Genomic DNA, 20906 nt, shown 5'->3' with positions numbered 1-20906 from the left:
CTGAGTGTCCTGTTCCCGCATCTCGGCTCGGTGGTGGTCGAGTTGGTGTTCCGCAGCGGCCGGTCCGTGCGGATACGGGCCCGGAGCCGGGCGGTGGAAGCCCGGTGCCCGGGGTGCGGGACCGCCTCGCACCGGCGGCACAGCGGATACCCCCGGCGCCTCGCCGACCGCTGCGGTGGGCGGGTGGGAAGTAGGCATCGACCTGCGCGTCCACCGGTACTTCGGCGACGACGATGAGTGCGGGCGCCGGATGTTCGCCGAGCGGATCGACGGGCTGACGGTCCGGTACGGACGCCGCAGTGTGCCGCTGCGCGACCTGCTGCGGCAGGTCGCGCTCGCCCTCGGAGGACGTGCCGGCGCCCGGCCGGCGACGCGGCGGTGGCCGCGCCCGCCCCGAGCACGCACGTCGCCGTCTACGCGGCGGGGGTGAGTTCGGCGCGGCCGAACAGCAGGGCGTAGCCGGTGGGGAGTTGGTGGAGGATACGGGTGATCAGGTCGGGGCCGGCGTAGGCGGCGATGGCGGAGAAGACGGATCCGGTGTCCCAGCGAGTGGTGGCCAAGGAGGCGCCGGTGCGGGCGGCGAGGTCCTTGACGAAGGCCCAGCCGGTCAGCGGCTGGGGGTCGGGGATCTGCGCGGTCAGCACGCGTGCGGCTTCCAAGGGCAGGCAGCCGGCCAGGTCGACGCGTTCGTCGCCGGTCAGCTGGCGCCCCAGTCCGGCAAGAACCAGGCGGACGGCTTCGTCGGCTCGCTCGCGGGTGGGGTAGGCGCCCTCGTAGCGGACCTTCTCCAGCATCTGCTCGTATGCCGTCCCGTACGGCTGCTGGAGCGGTGCATGCCGGTCGGAGATCACTGGGGTGGTTGCCTTTCTTGCTGTGGCCGGTGTCCGTGCACCGGCGTGCGGGATGGTCAGGTGGGCTGGGGGCGGCCGAAGAGCAGGTCGTAGCCGGCCGGGAGCTGGAGCAGGATCTGCCCCAGCAGGTCATCGCCGGCTGCGTCGGCGACGGTGGACAGCACGGCGCTGACGTCCCAGGCCGCGGTCCGTTCGGTGGCGCCCTCGATCCAGGCGGCGGTGGCCCGGATGAACCGCTCCGGAGACAGCGGTTCGGCGCTCTGCAGCGGGTTGAGCAGGATCAGGGCGAACGCCTCAGGAAGGCGCGCCGCAAGCTGGGCGCGGACGTCGCCGACCAGATGCGCGCCGAGCAGGGCGAGCACCACGCGGGCCGCGCGCTCGGCTTCCTCCGCAGTGCCGTATTTCCCGCGTTCCTTCACATGACCGAGGAACGCTTCACGTCGCAGAGTCATCTCGGCCGCCATCCCTCTTCTTCTTCGGACCGCTTCTTCGGACCGCCGAAGGGAGTGCGGAAAGCGGGGCGAGGGGGGAGATCAGGCGCCCGCTCTCCGCACCCGTCCGGCCGGTGTCAGCCGGAGATCTCCTTGTGGCCGGAGCCGACGCCGATGGAGATCTTGCGGGGCTTGGCGCGCTCGGCGATCGGGATGCGCAGGGTGAGCACACCCGCGTCGTAGTCGGCCTTGATGTGCTCGGTGTCGAGGGTGTCGGCGAGCACGATCTGGCGGGAGAAGACGCCCAGCGGCCGCTCGGACAGCTCCATCTGCACGGCGTCGGTCTTCGCCGCCGGCCGGCGCTCGGCCTTGACGGTGAGCATGTTCCGCTCGACGTCGATGTCGATCGCGTCGGTGCTGACGCCGGGCAGGTCGAAGGCCACCACGTACTCGTCGCCCTCGCGGTAGGCGTCCATCGGCATCGCCGACGGGCGGGACCAGGTGCCCGGGCCCATCAGCTGCTGCGCCAGCCGGTCCAGCTCACGGAAGGGGTCAGTGCGCATCAACATCGTGAAAACACCTCCAGCAGGTTCGGGCAGTTGCTGCCAATGCGCCTCACTGACACTGTTGTAACATGTCATCCAATGGATGACAAACAAAATGTCGTCGATGTGATGACAACCCGAGGGAGGTGCCCGTGACCGCAGCCGACCAACCACCCGCGACCGGCGCGAACGCCCACAGCCCGGCGTCGTTCCTCGCCGCAGCGGCGGCTCTCAACGCCATAGAAGACGCCCTGCGCGACGCCCGGTGCGACTCTCCGGACGCGCCCGAAGGTCCCGGTCCCGGGCCGGAGCAGGCGCTGGCCTCCCTGCTGCTGCTGCGGCAGGTGCGCGAGCAGCTCGCCGGATGGGAGACCGGGCTGATCGAAACCGCCCGCGACGCGGGAGCCAGCTGGGCGGACCTCGCTCATCCCCTCGGCGTCGCCAGCCGCCAGGCAGCCGAACGCCGCTATCTGCGCGGCCGTCCCGGTCCGGCCGGGACCACCGGCGAGCAGCGTGTGACGGCCACCCGCCAGGCTCGGGCCGCCGAACGCAACACCGCCACCTGGGCCCGCACCAACGCCGCCGTCCTGCGCCGCCTCGCCGGCCAGATCACCGCACTCACCGACCTCCCCGCCGCCGCCCGCCGCCCGCTCGACAAGCTCCACGCGGCCCTCGCCCACGACGACCCCGCCGACCTCATCGCCCCCCTGACCGCCATCCGCCCCCACCTGGCCACCGCCCACCCCGACCTCGCCGCCCGGCTCGACACCCTCACACCCCCCTGAACCCACCCGTTTCCCAAGGCATGGCGCGAGCCCCTCTGCCGTCACATACACAACACTGCGCTTCTTCACAGGGGGAGCTGGTGAGCAAGGGCCGTTCCGTCTTCCCGGGCTGCCCCGTCTCCACATGCGGTGATGCTCTGGGCGGAATCGAGGGATCACCGGATGCCCTGCCGGGGCACCTGGCACTGTCGTGCGCGAATCAGCGCGGTGACCGTGGTGGTCACCGAACCGGCGCTGTGCTGTGCGGTGTTGGTGTGCTGGGCGGCCTCGGCCTTGGCCGCCACGGTGAGGGTGCCGGCGTACCCGTCCGACGTGCGATGAGGCCCTTGGCTTCCAGGGATCGCAGCGTGCTGATCAGTACACGGGCCTTGCGGCTGTGGACGTACTGCCGGTCGAGACTCTCGGACACCCGGATGTGGCCGCGGGCGACTTCCTGCAGATCGCAGTGCTCGGCGGCGGTCAACTCCTGTGCCGCGGCGGCGGCCGAGGGCCGCCGTCGGCGCATTTCCCGGGCGATGCGACCGGCAGGCTCAACGGCCGCTTCAGGAGCGAGTGCGGTCAGGTCACAAGCCGGCCGCGCCTGGCGGCCGACGTTCTCCAGAACGTCAGGACGGCCACGCTCCGGTCGCCTGCCGTGGCGGGCGGGATGGTGAGGGCTTCTTGCGCGTCGGTGAGGTGGCGGGCAGCCTCGGCTAGGGCCTCGTGGGCCAGGCGCTGCGCGGAGTCGGCGTGCGCGCCCGGATAGGGGCCCGAGGAGAACTGAGGTTGGGGTAGTCGATCGCGTCGTTGTGCCGGGTGTACTGGTCGGCGAGGACCAGTAGCCGTTCGATGGGAGTGAGCGGCGCGGGCACCTCGAACAGGAGGGCATCGGAGGGCGGTGTCGTCATGGCAATGGCAGGTCTTCCCTGGAGGTGAGCTGGGCGGCGGATGGCGAACGGCGCGCGGATGTGAACGTCAACGGGGCCGCGGGGCCGGGGTGATCACGAGGGGTAGTGCGGGCTTGCGCGCAGAGGCGGGGCGGTGATACCCGGCCAGGGAGGCGTGGGCCGCTGCCATGGCCTGGCCGGCGTCGTCGAGGTGCATGCGGAGTCGGCTGTGGTGGTCGATCGCGTGGAACTGCTGTTGGATCGTGGTCTGCGCGTCGGGCTTGGCGAGGGCGACGAGCGGGGCGAGGGCCTGGGTGTAGTGGGCGACGGCGCGTCCGATGTGCCCCGTCGCCTGGCCAAGGGTGTCGGCCGAATGCCGGGCACGGGCACCAGGGCGGCCGGGAACGAGCCGGTATCCGGTGTCGGCGGCCATGCGGGCGGCGAGATGACAGAGCAGGTCGACGCGGCGAATGGCGGTGAACAGACCGCTGCCGTCACCGGTGATGTGGTGCTCGCGCATGTCGGCGATGACGGCGTTCAGTGCTTCGAGCGGCTCCATGCCCTCCAGATCGGCGGGCTCGTAGGTGTGAATGGGGCTCCTCCCTAGGCGAATTGGGCAGGATGGCCAGGGGGAAGGCCCTACGCGGCGGTGCCGAAGTCGCCCCTGCTTCGGCGCTGCCTTGGCCACCGCACGGGCGGTGATGGCCTTGGAAGCACGGCCGGAAGCGGCGGCAAGTTCGTCGGCGTCGGGCTCGAGGTACCGGGGGCGCAGGTTGAGCATGGCCGCGCGCATGCCGGTGGCGAAGCACAGCGCGGTGCCCTTGGGCAGGGCGCGGATGGCATCGGCCGGCATGATCCGTTCCTGGCGCATGCTGATGCTGGTGGAGGTGCCGGAGTCCGAGGTGGAGGTGGACTTGGTCTCCACGTCGTGGTCGCCGATCAGGCGGGAGAGCTTGTCGGCGAAGTCGGGGTCGTCGATGCCGGAGCCGATGACCTTGATGGTGGAGGCGGACCACATGGCGTCCATGCCCGCCTCTCCCCACACCTTCTGGCCCTGGCGGTAGGACTGCAGGTGATACGTGAGAGGGTCTGGCGGGTGAGTGAGACACCGGCGAACACCCTCCAATACCGCTCTGACGGGCCAGAAGACGCTCCCGTCCTGGTCCTGGGGCCGCGCTGGGTACCACATGGCATAGGTAGGCGAAAGCGTCTTCTGGCGTCCACGTGGTCTAGGTCAGGGCTGTTTGTGCAGGTGGGGGCCTTGTGGTCCAAGCGCGTCGACGGTGTTGGCGAGACGCATGTGAGAGCAAGTGACAGATGAGGGAGCCCCGTCGGGAGGTGCCGACGGGGGTCCCTGCGTTCGGGGGCTGCCTGGTTCGCGGTGTTCGGCGCGATCTTGCTGTGCTCCGGCTCACCGTTGACGCGGCGGAGGGGGCGAGGCGGTAACGGGGTGAGGGCTCACATGGGCCGAGACCGGCACTACCGTCCTGCAACGCGCACCCGCCGAGCGCGCCCCCAGCCTGGTCCCCGCCCTGGACCAGGCCCACCCCCCGGACGGCGAGCCAGTTACGTGGACTGCCTTCCTCGGCCCGGCAGTTGGCCGCACAAACTCGCCGGAGGGGACTGATCCGGCGGTTGTCACGGGGCAAGCGTGCGCTGTTCGTGTAAACCGGGCACGCGCCACGGCGGTCCGGCTCAGACCTTGATGACGGTGACGCGTGCGCCGCACAGGGTGGTGAGGTCCTCGGGGTCGGAGGTGAGGACCGTGACAGGGCCGGGAGCGGCGAGGGCGGTGGCGCTGAGCATGGCGTCGATGGCGTACTTGTGTCCGTGCAGTCCGGCGTCGGCCAGGAGCGCGGCAGCATGGCGGGCGATCGGTTCGGTGACCGGTTCGACGACGAGGCGGGACAAGGTCCACTCCAGGGCCGGCCGGTTGATGCGAGGGTGGACCACCTCGACGAGGGTGGCCGCGGAGGTGATGACACGGAGATCGTCGGCGCGGGCAAGGGCGAGCCATGCGGTGACCGTGCGGTCGCGCAGGACAGCCTTTGCCAGTCCCTCGCTGTCGAGGACGAGGGTGCCGCCGGGGGCGGCCGGCGAGCGGTTCACGCGGCGTCCGCCCCGCCGTGGGCCTGTTCCTGCCGGGCCTGGTGGAGCTGGTCACGCAGCGCCTGGACCTCGTCGTCGGTGATGGGGCCGTGATCGGCCTCGGCGACGGTGATGAGTTCGTTGAGATTGTCGCGTTCGATCTGGCGGGCGACGGCGGCAGTCACGTACGCGGACAGGCCGGACGGGCCGCTGCGGGTCCGGGCTGCCTCCGCGATGTCGCGCGGCATGGTGATCGAGTACTTGCCGGTAGGCTCACTCATGCCACCAATCCTACCGGCAATCCTCCTCATGGGTGGCGAGAAATGGCCGTGCCTCTGTCGAGGCGGGTGAACAGGTGCCTTTGGCGCCCCACCGGTGAATGGGCTTGGTGCTGGGCCCCGGCGCGCAGCGGCCCACGACGGCACGCGGAGTCCGGCGCGGGCCCCGCTCGGCTCGAATGGTGCGGGGGATGCCACAGCCACGCCCCCTGTCGGCCGGCGGGGGCTTCGGCGTTCGGGGATTCGACGCGGTCCCACGACGGGACTGTCTGATCGGTGGGTCTGCCAAGGCAGCAGGCCGCACACAGAGTTGCCCGCCGGCTTGTTGACGTCGAGGCCGAGCAGCAGCTTGACGCCCATGGACGAGTCCACAGGCGGACATAATGCCCCCGGGTAACCCCGGCGGAGCGCCCAACGCGCCAGCCCAGTGAGGAGTTTGAGATGAGCAGCGGGTACGTCTACCACGAGATCTACTCCTGGCACGAATCCGGCTCGGTGACCGGCCTGCTGCCGGCCGACCCGCGCCGCGGACTTCAGCCGTTGCACCACCTTGACACGCCCGACACGAAGCGCCGGCTACACGAGTTGGTCGCCGTGTCCGGTCTGCTCGACCATCTGGTGCGGTTACAGCCTGCCGTGGCATCCGACGAGCAACTGCTCACCGTGCACACCGAGGACTACCTGCAACGGCTTTCGGCACAGAGCGATGGCGCCGGCGGTGATGCCGGGGACGGCATCTCACCGTTCGGCGCAGGCGGGTTGGACATCCTGCGGCGCGCTGCGGGCGGAGCGATCAGCGCGGTGGAAGCGGTGGTCGACGCCACGGTGCGCAACAGCTACGCCTTGGTGAGGCCGTCCGGCCACCATGCGCTGCCCGATCACGGCATGGGAATGGCCTACCTGGGCAACGTTGCCATCGCCGCACACCACGCGAAGGCACTCGGGATCGAGCGCATGGCGATCGTCGACTGGGATGCCCACCACGGCAACGGTACCCAGCACGCCTTCGAGCAGGACCCCGGCGTGCTCACCATCTCGCTGCACCAGGAGAACTGCTTCCCGCCGGGCAGCGGTGACATATCCGAGCGAGGTGTCGGACCGGGATACGGCAGCGCCGTCAACGTGCCGCTGCCCCCGGGAACCGGCAACGGCGGATACGACTTCGCCTTCACCGAGGTGGTCGTGCCGGCACTGGACCGTTTCCATCCGGAACTGATCATCGTCGCGTCCGGCTTCGACGCCGGGGCCATGGACCCACTCGCGCGCCAGCTGGTCAGCTCCAGTGGCTTCCGCGCCATGGCGCGCCATGTCCTTGACGCTGCGGACCGGCTGTGCTCCGGACGGGTCAGCATGATCCACGAAGGCGGGTACAGCGAGGTCTATGTGCCGTTCTGCGGGCACGCGGTGATCGAGGAGATGGCCGGCCGGCACCTGCTCGAAGACCCCTACCTCGAACTCGTCGACGGCTTCGGGGGCCAGCAGCTGCAACCGCACCAACGGGCCGTCGTGGAGCGAGCCGCGCGCCTCGCCGCCGAGGTACCAACCCCCACGACGGCGAAGACCGACTGAGATCACCCGCGCGAGTGTCCGTCCGCCCGCAGCACGCGTACCACTTCACAACGTGGTGATCCTGGCCTGGAGCTGGTCACCTTTCTTCGGCCGGGATGGGCGGGATGGGTTCGTGCAGGAAGAGGATCGTGCAGCCCGTCCTGCTGAAGGTCTGGTGCTCGACGGGGTGCGGGTAGTCGATGAAGTCGCCCTTGGCCCGGTGTGCCGTGTGCCGGGTCCCGTCGGGGAAGACCAGCTCGTCGTCGGCCTCGCCGTCGAGGAACAGGAAGCGGTGCGCCGTGCGGTGCGGGTGGCGGGGCGAGGCGGAGCCCGGCTCGAAATAGGACAGCCCGACGACACGTTCGTCGAAGTCCTCGTCGAAGGCGACGTCGAGGAGCAGCCGGAACCACTGGCCCGGCCCCGACTGCTGCCACCCCTGCGGGCTGAACACGTCGTCGGCCGGGCTTCCCAGCCGCTTTCCGGTCAGTAACAGGGCCAGGGCGCCGTCTGTACTGGACACGAGGGCGTCCCCGGGCAGCGCGGCGTAGGCTCCGGTGCGGTGGTCCGCGACGACCCCGGCGTCGGCCGCCGCGATCGAGAGCCGGCCGTCCAACACAAGAATCCGGTCGTCCGCGGCCCCCGCGATAGTGCCTTCGCCGCCTGCCGCGAGCCGCAGCAGCGAGAACGAGTCGCCCTGGGAGGAGGAGTTCAGCAGCTCCTTCCTCCAGACCCCCGGCATCTGCTCGCCGCCGTGGTTCGCCGCAACCCACCCGACAGGACTGAAAGTTGAGGTATGGCTGGACATTCTTCGCCTCCATCGCGTCGCTTCCCGCCACAGGGCGCCTGTGCCCGATGCCGGACCCGGCACCGGTGACGACCACGACCTTGTCGGCGAACCGGTTCCCGTCCATGGTCACTCCTCATTGGTCTGGGATGGCACCCCGGTGATCGAGGGGGTGGTCGTTCGGGCTGTGGTGACGTTCTGTGAGCGCTCGGCGTAGGCGGCCAGGCCATCGGCCATCTTCTGCATGAAGCGGGTCAGGTACCACCGCCAGAACGGCCCCGACAGACGCAGCTTCGGCTCGAAGGCTGCCGACCAGGTGATGTCGGTGCCGCCCTGCGGCGCCTCGGCGAGTTCGACGGTGCCTCGATAGGACCGGAACGGACCGCTCGCATTCTCGTATCCGAACCGCCGGTCGGTGACCAGTTCGACGATGCGTTCATGGGAGGTCGCCCGGCCGGTACGGAAGACTCGTGTGTCGCCGACCTGCTGAGGGCCTTTGGGATCGCCGCCCTCGATCTCAACGGTGTCGATCGGTGCCCACGTCGACCAGGTGGCCGCATGGACGAGAACCGTGAAGACGGCGTCGGGGTTCGCCGGCGAATGTGAGGTCACGGCATAGGCGTAGGTCATTCCGCCACGCTAGGACGGTGCGGTTGGCCCGGGACATGCGCGGGATTGCCCGCCGGTCGATGAAATCTTGCGGTACGCCGACGGCCGGACACCGACGTGGGCCAGGAAAGCCGAGGACAGGCTGCCGGGGCTGGAGAAGCCGCAGCGATCGGCGATCTGTCCGATGGTGAGACCGGTGCCGTCGAGCAGCCGCCGTGCCTGCTCGATCCGTAGCCGGGTGAGGAACCGGTGCGGCGTCTGGCCGGTGGCTTCGCGGAACACGCGGATGAAGTGGTACACGCTCAAGTGCACTTCGGCGGCGAGGTCGGCGAGCGTCAGCGGATGGGCCAGGCGCTCTCGCATGACCGCGATGCTCTGGCGGACGGCCGTGCGCTCGGGGCCCGGTATGCGCTGGTCCCGGCCTTGGGACAGCAGATGTGTCGTGAGGAAGGCCGCGGCTGCTTCCGCGTACACGTCGTTCGTGTCCTTGACGGCCGGCAGCGCGCGTACAACGTGTTCGACAAGGGCGTCGCCCGCGCCCAGGCCCGCGGACAGTGCTTCGAAGTCCGGTCCGGGCCCACCCAGTTCGGCTGCGGCCCGCTCCACGGTCGCCCGCGGAATGTGCACCTGGACGGTGTGCATCGTCGACGTCGCGCGGTAGCTGCGCATGGTCGAGTGGTCGGGGATCATGAGTTCCAGGCGGCCGGCGACCCAACGTCGCCGGGTCGCCTTCCCACCGGCGTGGACCCGCATCTCCGTATCCCCGCTCGTGCAGAGCACGAGATGCAGGTCGGACACCGCCGGCAGCGGAAGATCCTCCGCCTCCCGCGCGTGGGTGAAGCGCTGCACCAGCAACGACCGCCAGCCGGCGTCCTGCCAACTGCAGAAGGAGCGCCGAACGAACCTGTCCATGTCGAAACCGGCGTACGGCGCCAGATCGAAGTCAGATGTGTCGAACACCCCACAATCCTAGGCTTGTTGCGCGGTCACGTGACAGTTCAAGACTCGGCCGGAGTGACAGGCGTGACGACTGCTCGACGGCACCGGCCTCACCATCGGACAGACCGCCGAACGCTGCGGCTTCTCCAGCCCCGGCAGCCTGTCCACAGCCTTCCTGGCCCACGTCGGTGTCCGGCCGTCGGCCTGCCGCAAGATTTCATCGACAGGCGGGCAACCCCGCGCATGTCCCGAGCCGACCGCACCGCCCTAATCTGGCCCGGTGGCAGACACCTGCGCCGTGACCACGGCATCGTCCTCACACGGTGCAATCGCCAGGTCCGGCTACCGGGCATGAGTGATCGCCCGGAGCGCGGGACGTCGCCCTGGTGCCTCCTCGGTCTCAGTGCTCGCAGGTCGCCTGGGGGCGGCTGACATGGGCCGGGGTGTGCGGGGCCTCACGTCGGCATGCGGGGAACCCCTACGCCTCAATTACCCCTGTAGAAAGGTAGGTTGATGCACGCTCATAGTCTTGTCCGGCGCAATGGCGCCGACGCCCCAAAGTCGGGGAGAAGCCGGCGATTACGCTCGCTCGTTTCCCTCGTCACCGCTTTGTTTCTGGCCTATGCGGGCCTTGTCGTAGCCACCGGCACAGCCCGCCGGGCAGGCACCGCCACAAGCAGCCGGCCCAATCCCTGGACCCACCACCCCAGGGCAAACGGAAGCGCGCCACGACCCACCCGGGCGAGATGAAGGAAGCGCACATGCAGAATGCCGAAAATACCCTCCTGCTCGTCCACGGAGCCTGGCACGGCTCCTGGTGCTGGGAACGGCTCCTGCCGGCCCTGAACGGACGCGGCCTGTCCGCCGTGACGGTCGACCTGCCCAGCGCGTCACCGGACGGGAACCTCGGAACAGGTCTGCGGGAAGACACACAGACCTTGCGCGCCGCGCTGGACCGTATCGACGGCCCTGCCACTGTCGTCGCCCATTCCTACGCAGGCATACCCGCCACCATGGCCGCCGTCGGCGACCGGCGCATTGCTCATCTCGTCTATCTGGCGGCGTATCAACTCGACGCTGGCGAAAGCCTGCTGGGCTTTCACGGCAGGCCCGCACCCGACCCCGCCCAGGGCACGGTCCCACCGCTGGACAACCCCCGGGAGTCCTTCTACTCCGACGTGCCCGAGGAAGAGGCCGAGCGTGCCGTGCGGCGCCTGACGCGCCAGAGCCTGCGGAGCTTCTGCGAACCGGTGACGGCGGCGGGATGGCGGGACGTTCCTTCCACGTACGTCCTGTGTGACCGCGACCGCGCTTTCGCACCACAGGACCAGGAGCGCCTGGCAGCCCGAGCGCAGAGCGTGCACCGTTTGCCCAGCGGCCACTCCCCGTTCCTCTCCATGCCCGAACGCCTCGCCGATCTCCTGAACTACCTGCACGCGCGCCCAGGAGGCGGCAGGGGCTGACCAGCCGACCGATGGGCCCGTACATGACCGGGGCACGAAGTGCACGAAGATCGGCAGGGGCCCGTCGTCAGTGGTGCCCCGGCCTTCCCGGCGCCGGTGTGGTCCTCGCGGCTCGACAGCGACCTGGGGCTTCACGCAGGACGGGCGCCGGGTGCGGGTGCGGTGAGGATGCCGTTGAGGAGGACCTGGAAGATCTAGATGCGTCGTTCGCCCGGGGTTCCGGTGAACAGGTCGTCAGTCGCCGCTGCCAGGTTCGGGTAGCGCTCGGGTGAGGCTGAGCGCAGGGCCTGGGTGAAGGCCGTCCACTCCTCCTGGGCGTCCGGTGCCTGGCGCCGGCTTCCGTACCAGATTTTCCTCGTCGCCTCGATCGCGGCGCCCACAGGCATCGCCGCCGCGGTCTACGCCAACGGACGGGCCTCCACTCCTCCAGGGTGGGGAGGTAATCACCCATCACCGTGTGGGCGAACTCGAAGGCCGTGCTGAAGATCGGCATGTCCTGGACAGGTGGGACATCCGCGGCGAAGCTCTTCTGTCCCGGCCGCCCGGTCGGCCGTGATCGTCGCGCGGTCGCGGATCCACCCGGATCTATCCCCCGACGAATGTGACGGTCTCGTCGAGCAGCGCCCGGCCCGTACGGACGTAGCCCACCGTGCGGTCCTCGAAGCCGATCGACATGCCGCAGAAGAGGATGAGTTCGTCCGGGGGTGACAGGATCTCCGCGACAGTCCTGCGGTACACCGACCACGCCATCTGCGGGCAACTGTGCAGCCCTTCGGCGCGCAGCAGCAGCATGGCCGTCTGCAGATACATGCCGACGTCGGACCACTGAGGGCGGCCCATGTCGCGGTCGATATAGCAGAACAGGGCGGCGGGCGCACCAAAACAGTCCCAGTTCGCCGCGGCGGCCCGCTGGCGCGCCTCCCAGTCCTCGCGCTCGATGCCGAGTGCGCTGTAGCGCTCATGACCGAAGGCGGATCGGCGCTCGTGGTACGGGGACTTCAGTGCGGGCGGGTACATCTCGTACTCCCGCTCGTCCCAGGGGTCACATGCGGCCACCCGCTCGCCGGCGCGCTTCTTGAGCTCGGCCAGCGGCCGACCGGTCACCACGTAGGAGCGCCACGGCTGGAGATTCGATCCGGACGGCGCCCAGGCCGCGGCCGACAGCACCCGCTCCAGCACCCGTCGCGGGACGGGCCGGTCGGTGAACCCGCGCACCGCCCTTCGGCTCGTGACCGCCTCATAGACATCCACGATCAGCTACCTCCCTCGATCATCTACCGCTCTCAACTGCTCCATGGAGATGCAGGAGGCGGGACTGTCAGGAGAGCCAGTCGGTGTAGCGGGTGGGGGCGAGGCGGGCGTTCTTGTCGGTGAGGACATCGCCCTTGACGACGGCGAACATGCCGGCGGTGGGGTCGGTGACGACGGTACGGCTGTCGCCCTTGTGGGACAGGGTGATCCGGCCCAGCTCGTCCAGGGGGAAGACCTCGGGTCCTGCGATGTTGCGGATGCCGTTCAGCGGAGCCCCGGCGGCGACCTCCGCCACCGCGTGGGCCACGTCCTTGGAAGCGATGGGCTGGATGGGCGTGGCGGGCAGCCGGACGGTGTCGGCGTCGGCGGTCCAGGACAGAACCGCGTCCATGAAGTCCATGAACTGCGTGGCCCGCACGATCGAGTAGGGGATCGGCCCGGCCGCGAGGATCTTCTCCTGGAGCACCTTGGCGCGGTAGTAGTCCAGTTCCGGCACCTGGTCCGCGCCGACGATCGAGAGGATGACGAAGTGGCCGACGCCGCCCTTCCGGGCTGCGGTCAGGAGGTTGTCCATCGAGGTCTGGAAGAATGCGAGCGAGGCTTCGTCGAAGGTCGGGGAGTTGGTCAGGTTGACGACGGCGTCGGCTCCCGCCACCGCCTCGTCCAGCCCCTGGCCGCCGATGACGTCGACTCCGGTGGACTTCGAGTGCGGTACGGCCTCGTGTCCGGCGGCGTTCAGGTTCTTGACGACCTGCGAACCGATCAGTCCGGTACCGCCGATGACTGCGATCTTCATGACGTGCCTTTCATCGGGATTACTGCGCAATAGGGCATATACAGCGTTATGTGGGCGGGGTATGAACGGCTCGCTGATCGACCGAGTTCGCTGGTCGACCAAATTTGTCGGCCGACCAAGGAAGGGCGGCGTCAGAGTCCCTCGACGAACGTGACCATCTCGTCGAGCGGCGCCCTGCCTATGCGGGTGTCAACCGCCGTGACGTCTTCGAACCCGATCGACATTCCGCAGATCCAGGAGCTGTCGTCCGGCCCGGCTCGTGGAGCGGCACGCCCCGCAGTTGCCGGACGTGGTGGGCATCGGTCCGGACACGGCCGTCACCCTGCTGACCACGGTGGGGGACAACCCGGAACGTCTGGCGAGCGAGGCGTCGTTTGCCGCGCTGTGCGGAGTAAGCCCCGTGGAGCGTTCCTCCGGGAGTCGGCAGTACCGTCGCCTCAACCGCGGCGGCGACCGGCAGGCGAATGCCGCCCTGCACCGGATCGTGCAGAGCCGGCTGCCCTGCGACCCGCGCACCAAGGACTACTACGAACGCCGTATCAAGGAGGGCAAGACCCGCAACGAGGTCGTCCGGTGCCTCAAACGCTACGTTGCCCGAGAGGTCTTCCACCTGGTCGGACCCGCACAGTCATGAACCCCGCTATAGGGGCAGTCGTGATACGTGAGAGGGTCTGGCGGGTGAGTGAGACACCGGCGAACACCCTGCAATACCGCTCTGACGGGCCAGAAGACGCTCCGGTCCTGGTCCTGGGCCCTGCGCTGGGTACCACCTGGCACATGTGGGATCGGCAGATTCCGGAGCTGACCCGCCACTGGCGCGTCCTGCGCTATGACCTGCCCGGCCACGGCGGAGCGCCCGCCCGGCCCGCGGCGACCGTGGCGGAGCTGGCCGACTGGCTGGCCGCCACCCTGGACGCGCTGGGGATCGACCGCTTCGGCTACGCCGGCTGCTGCATCGGCGGCGCGATCGGCGCCGACCTCGCGTTGCGCCGCCCGGAGCGGCTGGCCTCGCTGGCCCTGGTCGGCTCCTCCGCTCGCTTCGGTACGGCCGACACCTGGGGCGTCCGCTCCTCGGAGGCCCGCTCGCACGGACTCGACCCGGCCGCCCGCGCGGCCCCCGAGCGCTGGTTCACCCCGGCCTTCGCGGGTGCCCAGCCGGCCATAGTGGACTGGGCCGTCCAGATGGTTCGCACCACTGATATGCCGAGCTACGCCGCCGCCTGCGAGGCGCTCGCCGTCTTCGACATACGCCCCGGGCTGGACCGCGTCCAGGTGCCCACCCTGGTCCTGGTGGGTGCCGAGGACCAGGTCACCCCGCCCGCGGATGCCCGGGTGCTGGTCGCGGGCATCCCCGACTCCCGGCTGGCCGTGGTGCCCAACACCCGCCACCTGGCGCCGGTGGAACAGCCCGCCGCCGTCACCGACCTGCTGGTCCGCCACTTCACCACTGCCTGGCAGCACCACCCGGCCCCGCCGGCCCGCCCTGGCGCTCCCAAGCCGGCTTCCACCGTCCCGCCGTCCCTGCTGAACCCGCCGCCGGGACCTTCGCCCGCGGGGCCGTTGGGCGCGCCCGCCATGACCGGTGCCCCGGCGGCCGTTCCGCCCGGCCCGCAGGGCGGGCCGGGAACGTCGCCCATGCCCCCGGGTCCGGCCGGCGACGGCCGTACTTCGCCGACGGGGGAGTCATCCGGCTCGATGGCCTCCATCGGGCAGGGGATGCAGGGGCCTGCGGTGTCCGGGGTGGCCGGGCCGCGCGGCGTCGGCATGGCTTCGCCTCCCGGTGACTCGTCGGGGTCGACGGGGTCCGTGGGGTCCATGGGGTCCGCCGGGCATGGGATGCCGGGTGCGATGCCTGGGGCAACGGGGGCGGGCGGCGCGGATTCGGCGGTTCCCGGTGCCGCCGGCGCGGCGGGGCAGCTGCCCGGCTTGGCGGGCATGGCCGCAGCCGATTCGCCGTCGCCGTCGCTGTCCGGGGCGGCGGGTCCGGCCGGCGGCGATATGGCGCCGCCCGGTGACTCGTCCGGCTCGATGGGAGGATCCCTTGGACCCGGGGTTCCTGGTCCTGGTGGAGCGCCCGCGGCCGCGGTGCCCGGAGTGACGGGGCCGGTCGGTGCCGATGCGCCCGCGCCCTCGGTTGACCCGGTCGGCCCGATGGGGGCGCCCGCACATGTGATGGCCGGGGCGGCCGCTCCAGCCGGCGCTGCCGCGCATGGCGGGCCCGGTGCCGCCGGTGCCCCGGCGGGTGCCGGCAGCGTCCCGGGGGCCGCGCCCTCCGCCGGCGCGGCCAACGCACCCGGCGCACCCGGCGGGTTCGGTATGCCGTCCGCCGAGGCGGCGGGCTGGCCGCAGCCCGGGGCGGCGGCCGTGCCGCCGGGGGCGTTCGGTCCGCCGCCGATGGTGGGCGAGGAGCACGGGCATGACTCGGCGGCCCCCACCACCGTGCTGCCCGCCTACGGCTCGCTGCCGGAAGCGGTGGAGGGGCCCGTCGGGTACGGAGCGGCCGGGCACCCGGCCCGGCCCATGCCCGCCGCCGCCGGTGGCGAGGGCGAGGACGCCCTCGCCCGTGGCGCCCGGCTGCGCCATGAGCTGCTCGGCGAGACTCCGGAGCCGGACCGGGACAGGTTCGGCGCGGACTTCGACGACTTCGTCACCCGCACCGCCTGGGGCGAGACCTGGGCCGGCCCTGGCCTGGACACCCGCACCCGCGCTCTGCTCACCCTCACCGCGCTGACCGTCGGCGGGCACCTCGCGGAGCTGGCCCCGTACACCCGGGTCGCGCTGCGTGCCGGTGCCACGGTGGCGGAGATAGCGGAGACCCTGCGGCATACGGCCCTGTACTGCGGGCTGCCCGCCGCCTCGGCGGCCTTCGGCATCGCGCGGCGGGTGATCGAGGCGGAGACCGGAGGCGACGGCGCGGCGCCGCGGCCCCCCGGGTAGCAGGATGGGAGGCATGAAGCTGACCAAGCACAGCCACGCCTGTGTGCGCCTGCAGAAGGACGGCCGCACCCTCGTCATCGACCCCGGTGCCTTCAGCGAGGCGGACGCCGCCGTGGGCGCCGACGCCATCCTCATCACCCATGAGCACCCGGACCACTTCAGCGAGGACCGGCTGCGGGCCGCGCTGGACGCCAATCCGGCCGCCGAGCTGTGGACCCTGCGCAGTGTCGCCGAGCAGATCTCGGCGGGCTTCCCCGGCCGGGTGCACATCGTCGGCGAGGGCGACGCCTTCACCGCCGCCGGGTTTGAGGTACAGGTGCATGGTCAATTGCACGCCGTGATTCACCCGGACCTGCCGAGGATCACCAACGTCGGCTATCTCGTGGACGGTTCGCTGTTCCACCCCGGGGACGCGCTGACCGTGCCCGGGCAGCCGGTGGACACCCTGATGGTGCCGGTGATGGCCCCTTGGAACAAGGTGTCCGAAGTCATCGACTATGTACGGGAGTTGAAGCCGCGCCTGGCCGTCGACATCCACGACGGGCTGCTGACCGACCTGGCCCGCCCGGTCTACGACCGGATGCTGGGCCCGGACGGACCGGGCGGCACCTCGGGCGCGGAGCACCTGCGGCTGGCCCCCGGGGACAGCATGGATCTGTGACTGTCCGACCCCACCGTTAGGGTGGCGGTTATGCGCATCGCCACCTGGAACGTGAACTCGATCACCGCCCGCCTGCCCCGGCTGCTGGCCTGGCTGGAAAGCAGCGGCACGGATGTGCTGTGCATACAGGAGACCAAGTGCGCCGCCGAGCAGTTCCCCGTCGAGGAGCTGCGCGAGCTGGGCTATGAGTCCGCCGTCCACGCCACCGGACGGTGGAACGGCGTGGCGCTGGTCTCCCGGGTCGGGCTGGAGAATGTGGTCACCGGACTGCCCGACGGCCCGGAGTACGAAGGGGTGCAGGAGCCCCGGGCCGTCTCCGCGGACTGCGGCGGGGTGCGCCTGTGGTCGGTGTATGTGCCCAACGGCCGCGAGGTCGGCCATGACCACTACGGCTACAAGCTGCACTGGCTGGAGGCGCTGCGCAACGCCGTGGCGCCGGACGCCGCGGGTCAGCGCCCGTTCGCGGTGCTGGGTGACTTCAATATCGCCCCCACCGACGAGGACGTCCACGACCCGGCCGTCTTCGAGGGCGCCACCCATGTCACACCCGCCGAGCGCGCCGCCCTGGCGGCGCTGCGCGACGCGGGCCTGGCGGATGTGCTGCCCCGCCCGCTGAAGTACGACCGCCCGTACACCTACTGGGACTACCGCCAGCTGTGCTTCCCCAAGAACCGGGGCATGCGCATCGACCTGGTCTATGGCAACGCCCCCTTCGCGGGCGCGGTCAAGGATGCCTATGTCGACCGTGAGGAGCGCAAGGGCAAGGGCGCTTCCGACCATGCCCCGGTGGTGGTGGACCTGGAGGTCTAGAGCAGTTCGCGGGGATCCACGGCGCCGGTGAACACCCGCATTCCGGCGTCATTGGGATGCAGGTGGTCGCCGCCGTCATAGCGCGGCAGCATCCGGTCCGGCCGGTCGGGGTCCCGGATGGCGGCGTCGAAGTCGAAGACCGCGTCCCAGGCCCCGTTGCGGGCCCGGATGTCCCGGTTGATGGCGATGCGTTTGGCCTCGGCCTGCCGGGTGCAGTCATGGAAGCCGCCGCAGGGCGCGATGGTCGCCATGATCACCCGTAGGCCGTGGGCGTGCGCCCGGGCCGCGATGGCATGCAGTCCGGCGATCACCTGGGCCGCGGTGGTGTCGGTCCGGATGTCATTGACGCCCTCGAAGACGATCACGCTCCGGGCCGAGGTCTGGGCCAGGACATCCCGCTCCAGCCGGTGCTCGGCACTCACTCCGGCGAGTGAGCCGCCGGTCCCGTCGCCGGGGTAGCGGTCGTTGGCCACCTGGTTCCCGGAGATCCCGCTGTTGAGCACGCCCAGCTCGGGCACATCGTCCTGGTCGCGGAGCCTGCGGGCCAGCAGGTCCGGCCAGCGGACATTGGCCTCCGGCGTGGACCGTTCGCCGTCGGTGATGGAGTCGCCCAGCGCCACCACCGAGCCGGGGCCGCCGGCCACATCCACCCCGGTCAGCAGCGGCCAGGTGGACAGGCCGCCGGTGAAGGCGCCGCCCGCCGTGTCCCCGGTCCGGTCGCCGCCACCGTCGGCGGTGAGGTACGAGCGCTGGCCGCTGGTGTAGCTGTGCAGCGGCAGTGCCCGCACCGTGCCGGGCAGATACAGGCTCACCAGCAGATTGGTGTCCGGCGGCACCCGCAGCCCCACCGGATCGCTCAACTGCTGGGCACCGGCGGGCAGTTCGGCCTGGGCGCGGCCGCCGAAGGTCAGTGCCCTGGGACGGGCGTCCGCCGTCGCGCCCCGGTCCTGCAGGGCCACCGTGGCCCGCCCGATCCGCACCGGGCGCCCGGCGAAGGTGTTCTCCAGCCGGATCCGGGTCCGTGGCCCGCCGGTGCTGCTGTGCACCACCAGCCGCAGGGTCCGGTCCCGCCAGGGGCCCACCGCGGTGTAGCCGGAGATGGGCGCCGCCCAGCTGCCGGTCCACCCGTTCGTGGGAACGCGCAGCGCCATGGCGAAGACATGCAGCCCGGCGGAGCGGGGCAGCACCACCGACTCGGTCTCCCGGCCGGGGGCCAAGGGCACCGTCACCGCGTACAGCCGCACGGTCTCCCGGCGTTGCCCGGCACGGGAGTTGAGGTGCGGGAGGGCGACGGCCTTGGTGGCCAGGGTGCCGTGCCGCCAGTCGGGCACGGTCAGCCGGTAGGAGCCATGCGAGCCGTCCCGGTAGCGCACCGTTCCGGTGCCGCCCGCCGTTCTGGTGCTGCCGGCCACCAGGAAGGTCAGCGCCGTACCGCGCCCGGTCAGCCGCACCGCCTGCCCGTCGGCGCGTACATTGTCCGGCCGTCCGGCACCGGGGCGCGGCCAGCGCAGTGCCGAGCCGTCCAGGTGCAGCAGCCGGCCGGGGGTCCAGCCGGCGGCCCGGAGGTCCTGGGCTGAGAAGGAGTTGCCCGCCCCGTCGAAGTCGGCGGCACCCGGCCGGGCGTCCTCGCTGACCGCCACATTGTCGAAGAGCCGCTCCAAGGGGAGCGGCTCTGGGCGGAGTTCACCGGAGGCGGCGAGTGCGGGGACGTTCGCCAGGGCGGCGGCGCAGGCGGCGAACGCCGCGACCACCGTCCTGGCCGGCCACCGTCTGTGCCGTCCCGCCCCCTGCGTCAATGCCTTGAGCATGCCGGTCATGCCTCCCGCGTTCTCCGCTCGGACAGTGGCGGGATGAAGCTAAGGAGACATCCGGGCAACGTCAAGGAGGCCGATCGGGCACACACTCCGCCGCGTGCCGGTGGTGAGGCCATCTGCGCGAGTGCGATCCTTGCCGGTATGAACATTCCCTTTTTGGACGGCTGGCGCAGGCGGCATGCGGTGGCGGCGCACGGGGTGGGCGCCGGCACCGGCGAGTGGGACCCGCAGGGTCTGGCCGAGCTGCTGTCGGAGTGCGAACTGCTGCGTGCGCAGGCGCAGTCGGCCGGGGTGGTGCTCGATGACTCGCCGTCGTCCCTGGAGGCGCTGGACCAGTTGCAGCCGCGCTGGCGCGAGGACGAGGAGCTGCAGTCCTGGCTCGGCAATGACGCCGGCCTCTACCTGGGCACGGTGGTGGTCCACCGGGTCGCGGGCGCGGCCTGGCGGATGTGGCCGGACGGGCAGCCGTTCGTCCGCCTGGTCAACGGCCGGGAGATCGATGTGGTGGAGGCCGGCCACCAGTGGGCCGAGGACGGTGCGCCGCAACTGTCCCAGCGGTATGCGGAGATCGCGGAGAGCTGAGCGGGGCCGGACCGTCCGTGGCTGATCACGCCGACGCGGCGGAGCCGCATGGCACAGCCGCCCCGCGCCCCTTGCGGGGCGCTCAACTCGTGAAAGCGATGGCGTACTCCAGCCGCCAGCGGTCCGCGCGGATCACCAGGTCCGAGGTCTCCACCGCCCGGTCGTCGCCGTCGAAGTGGGTGCGCTCCACCACCGTGACGCACTGGCCCGCCGCACAGCCCAGTGCCTCCGCCTCCGGGGTGGTGGCCGGCCGGGAGCCGACCAGCTCCCTGGCCCGTACCACCCGGATGCCGATGGCGGCCAGCCGGCCGCGCACTCCACGCCGGGCGTACGGCCCGCGCTCCGGATGACACACATCGGTGCCCTCGGTCACGGTCAGCGGCTCCCAGCTGGTGGCCAGCTGCACCGGATGCCGGTCGGCCAGGTACTCATAGTCGGTACGCAGCACCGGCTCGCCCGGTGCGATGCCCAGCCGGCGGGCCACCGGCTCCGGCGCGGGCGTCTCGCCCGAGGACGCCTCCCAGGTCAGCACGGTCTCCCGGTGCGGAACCGGGCGTTCCCAGGGCTGGTAGGCCAGGATCTCCGCCGCGAAGGGGGAGTCCACCGCGCCGGTGGAGCGCAGCAGGGTGCCCAGCGGAGCCCGGTCGGCGACAAACACCCCGCGCCCGAACTGGCCCTCCGCGTAACCGGCGGCCTTGAGCACCCGCACCGCCCGGTCCACGGTCTGGTCGCTGGCCGCGTAGGCGCGTTTGAGCTCGGACCGGGAGGGGATGCGGGCGCCCACCGCCAGCGAGCCCTCGTCGATGCGCCGCCGCAGGTCGTCCGCGATGCGCAGATATACGGGCCTGCTGTCGCCCACCCAGGGCTC

Annotated in this window: 24 protein-coding genes and 3 pseudogenes; 10 read left to right on the top strand and 17 right to left on the bottom strand. The window is 71.1% G+C overall.

What is annotated here, in order from left to right; translation table 11 throughout:
• Positions 1–413: 413 nt before the first annotated feature.
• From ACIHFE_RS09145 to ACIHFE_RS09135, 3 genes are all read right to left on the bottom strand, one after another.
• Entirely contained in the window at positions 414–851 is a 438-nt protein-coding gene (locus tag ACIHFE_RS09145) for a DUF2267 domain-containing protein (protein ID WP_400105186.1), read from the bottom strand.
• 56 nt (positions 852–907) lie between these two features.
• On the bottom strand, positions 908–1303 hold the full coding sequence (locus tag ACIHFE_RS09140; protein ID WP_400105185.1) for a DUF2267 domain-containing protein: 396 nt from the start codon (positions 1301–1303) through the stop codon (positions 908–910).
• A 116-nt stretch (positions 1304–1419) separates the two neighbouring features.
• Positions 1420–1851 carry an Hsp20/alpha crystallin family protein gene (locus ACIHFE_RS09135; protein ID WP_400105184.1) on the bottom strand — a complete coding sequence of 144 codons (432 nt, stop codon included), beginning with the start codon at positions 1849–1851 and terminating at the stop codon, positions 1420–1422.
• Positions 1852–1979: 128 nt separating this feature from the next.
• On the opposite strand from ACIHFE_RS09135, the gene ACIHFE_RS09130 reads away from it, so the two are divergent.
• Positions 1980–2612: a type III effector protein gene (locus ACIHFE_RS09130; protein WP_400105183.1), complete on the top strand. Its 633-nt coding sequence runs from the start codon at positions 1980–1982 to the stop codon at positions 2610–2612.
• A gap of 155 nt (positions 2613–2767) precedes the next feature.
• Here ACIHFE_RS09130 and ACIHFE_RS09125 read toward each other — a convergent pair whose 3' ends face one another.
• From ACIHFE_RS09125 to ACIHFE_RS09100, 6 genes and pseudogenes are all read right to left on the bottom strand, one after another.
• Positions 2768–2896 (bottom strand): hypothetical protein, encoded by a 129-nt coding sequence (locus tag ACIHFE_RS09125; protein ID WP_400105182.1) that lies wholly within the window; start codon positions 2894–2896, stop codon positions 2768–2770.
• Positions 2897–3304: 408 nt separating this feature from the next.
• A complete protein-coding gene (locus ACIHFE_RS09120; RefSeq protein ID WP_400105181.1) occupies positions 3305–3499 on the bottom strand; it encodes a hypothetical protein in 195 nt (64 codons plus the stop codon).
• 67 nt (positions 3500–3566) lie between these two features.
• Positions 3567–4037, bottom strand: a complete 471-nt coding sequence (locus ACIHFE_RS09115; protein WP_400105180.1) for a hypothetical protein — start codon at positions 4035–4037, stop codon at positions 3567–3569.
• An 80-nt stretch (positions 4038–4117) separates the two neighbouring features.
• Positions 4118–4565 (bottom strand): annotated as a pseudogene (locus ACIHFE_RS09110) (TraM recognition domain-containing protein); the annotation flags it as partial.
• Positions 4566–5173: 608 nt separating this feature from the next.
• Complete coding sequence (locus tag ACIHFE_RS09105) at positions 5174–5587, bottom strand: PIN domain-containing protein (RefSeq protein WP_400105179.1); 414 nt, start codon at positions 5585–5587, stop codon at positions 5174–5176.
• Positions 5584–5847, bottom strand: a complete 264-nt coding sequence (locus tag ACIHFE_RS09100; protein WP_229327604.1) for a CopG family transcriptional regulator — start codon at positions 5845–5847, stop codon at positions 5584–5586. The genes ACIHFE_RS09105 and ACIHFE_RS09100 overlap by 4 nt, the downstream gene beginning before the upstream one ends.
• Positions 5848–6285: 438 nt before the next feature.
• Here ACIHFE_RS09100 and ACIHFE_RS09095 point away from each other — a divergent pair, with 438 nt between their 5' ends.
• The gene (locus ACIHFE_RS09095; RefSeq protein ID WP_400105178.1) at positions 6286–7413 is read left to right on the top strand and encodes a class II histone deacetylase; all 1128 of its coding nucleotides are present in this window, start codon (positions 6286–6288) and stop codon (positions 7411–7413) included.
• A gap of 76 nt (positions 7414–7489) precedes the next feature.
• On the opposite strand, the gene ACIHFE_RS09090 is transcribed toward ACIHFE_RS09095, so the two are convergent.
• The 3 genes from ACIHFE_RS09090 to ACIHFE_RS09080 all read right to left on the bottom strand — a co-directional run bounded on the left by ACIHFE_RS09090 (position 7490) and on the right by ACIHFE_RS09080 (position 9745).
• Positions 7490–8131, bottom strand: coding sequence for a hypothetical protein (locus ACIHFE_RS09090; RefSeq protein ID WP_400105177.1), 642 nt, complete (start codon positions 8129–8131; stop codon positions 7490–7492).
• Positions 8132–8305: 174 nt separating this feature from the next.
• Positions 8306–8806 carry an SRPBCC family protein gene (locus tag ACIHFE_RS09085; RefSeq protein ID WP_400105176.1) on the bottom strand — a complete coding sequence of 167 codons (501 nt, stop codon included), beginning with the start codon at positions 8804–8806 and terminating at the stop codon, positions 8306–8308.
• 9 nt (positions 8807–8815) lie between these two features.
• Positions 8816–9745, bottom strand: coding sequence for a helix-turn-helix domain-containing protein (locus tag ACIHFE_RS09080; RefSeq protein WP_400105175.1), 930 nt, complete (start codon positions 9743–9745; stop codon positions 8816–8818).
• Between the two features lie 70 nt (positions 9746–9815).
• Between ACIHFE_RS09080 and ACIHFE_RS09075 the strand changes: the two genes are divergently transcribed.
• The gene (locus ACIHFE_RS09075; RefSeq protein ID WP_400105578.1) at positions 9816–9995 is read left to right on the top strand and encodes a helix-turn-helix domain-containing protein; all 180 of its coding nucleotides are present in this window, start codon (positions 9816–9818) and stop codon (positions 9993–9995) included.
• Between the two features lie 490 nt (positions 9996–10485).
• Positions 10486–11187: an alpha/beta hydrolase gene (locus ACIHFE_RS09070; protein ID WP_400105174.1), complete on the top strand. Its 702-nt coding sequence runs from the start codon at positions 10486–10488 to the stop codon at positions 11185–11187.
• Positions 11188–11381: 194 nt separating this feature from the next.
• Here the strand turns inward: ACIHFE_RS09070 and ACIHFE_RS09065 are convergent, their stop codons facing one another.
• The 3 genes from ACIHFE_RS09065 to ACIHFE_RS09055 all read right to left on the bottom strand — a co-directional run bounded on the left by ACIHFE_RS09065 (position 11382) and on the right by ACIHFE_RS09055 (position 13234).
• Complete coding sequence (locus ACIHFE_RS09065; protein WP_400105173.1) at positions 11382–11567, bottom strand: hypothetical protein; 186 nt, start codon at positions 11565–11567, stop codon at positions 11382–11384.
• Positions 11568–11772: 205 nt separating this feature from the next.
• Positions 11773–12438, bottom strand: a complete 666-nt coding sequence (locus tag ACIHFE_RS09060; RefSeq protein ID WP_400105172.1) for a nitroreductase — start codon at positions 12436–12438, stop codon at positions 11773–11775.
• A gap of 67 nt (positions 12439–12505) precedes the next feature.
• A complete protein-coding gene (locus ACIHFE_RS09055) occupies positions 12506–13234 on the bottom strand; it encodes an SDR family oxidoreductase (RefSeq protein WP_400105171.1) in 729 nt (242 codons plus the stop codon).
• Between the two features lie 256 nt (positions 13235–13490).
• Here ACIHFE_RS09055 and ACIHFE_RS09050 point away from each other — a divergent pair.
• The 5 genes and pseudogenes from ACIHFE_RS09050 to ACIHFE_RS09030 all read left to right on the top strand — a co-directional run.
• A pseudogene (locus ACIHFE_RS09050) lies at positions 13491–13868 on the top strand (transposase); the annotation flags it as partial.
• A 44-nt stretch (positions 13869–13912) separates the two neighbouring features.
• Positions 13913–14857 (top strand): annotated as a pseudogene (locus ACIHFE_RS09045) (alpha/beta fold hydrolase); the annotation flags it as partial.
• Positions 14858–14869: 12 nt separating this feature from the next.
• Positions 14870–16171, top strand: a complete 1302-nt coding sequence (locus ACIHFE_RS09040) for a carboxymuconolactone decarboxylase family protein (protein WP_400105577.1) — start codon at positions 14870–14872, stop codon at positions 16169–16171.
• A 13-nt stretch (positions 16172–16184) separates the two neighbouring features.
• The gene (locus ACIHFE_RS09035; protein WP_400105170.1) at positions 16185–16832 is read left to right on the top strand and encodes an MBL fold metallo-hydrolase; all 648 of its coding nucleotides are present in this window, start codon (positions 16185–16187) and stop codon (positions 16830–16832) included.
• A 30-nt stretch (positions 16833–16862) separates the two neighbouring features.
• Entirely contained in the window at positions 16863–17642 is a 780-nt protein-coding gene (locus ACIHFE_RS09030) for an exodeoxyribonuclease III (protein WP_400105169.1), read from the top strand.
• Here the strand turns inward: ACIHFE_RS09030 and ACIHFE_RS09025 are convergent.
• Positions 17639–19459 (bottom strand): GDSL-type esterase/lipase family protein, encoded by a 1821-nt coding sequence (locus tag ACIHFE_RS09025; RefSeq protein WP_400105168.1) that lies wholly within the window; start codon positions 19457–19459, stop codon positions 17639–17641. The genes ACIHFE_RS09030 and ACIHFE_RS09025 overlap by 4 nt on opposite strands.
• 138 nt (positions 19460–19597) lie before the next feature.
• On the opposite strand from ACIHFE_RS09025, the gene ACIHFE_RS09020 reads away from it, so the two are divergent.
• Positions 19598–20038 (top strand): DUF6278 family protein, encoded by a 441-nt coding sequence (locus ACIHFE_RS09020; protein WP_400105167.1) that lies wholly within the window; start codon positions 19598–19600, stop codon positions 20036–20038.
• 82 nt (positions 20039–20120) lie between these two features.
• Here ACIHFE_RS09020 and ACIHFE_RS09015 read toward each other — a convergent pair whose 3' ends face one another.
• On the bottom strand, positions 20121–20897 hold the full coding sequence (locus ACIHFE_RS09015) for a GntR family transcriptional regulator (RefSeq protein WP_400105166.1): 777 nt from the start codon (positions 20895–20897) through the stop codon (positions 20121–20123).
• Positions 20898–20906 lie beyond the last annotated feature (9 nt).

It is taken from the genome of Streptomyces sp. NPDC052396 (assembly GCF_044593195.1).
In the GTDB taxonomy this organism is placed as follows: Bacteria; Actinomycetota; Actinomycetes; order Streptomycetales; family Streptomycetaceae; genus Streptomyces.
Note: the sequence above shows the minus strand (reverse complement) of the source record. Positions and strands in the feature narration are given on the sequence as shown.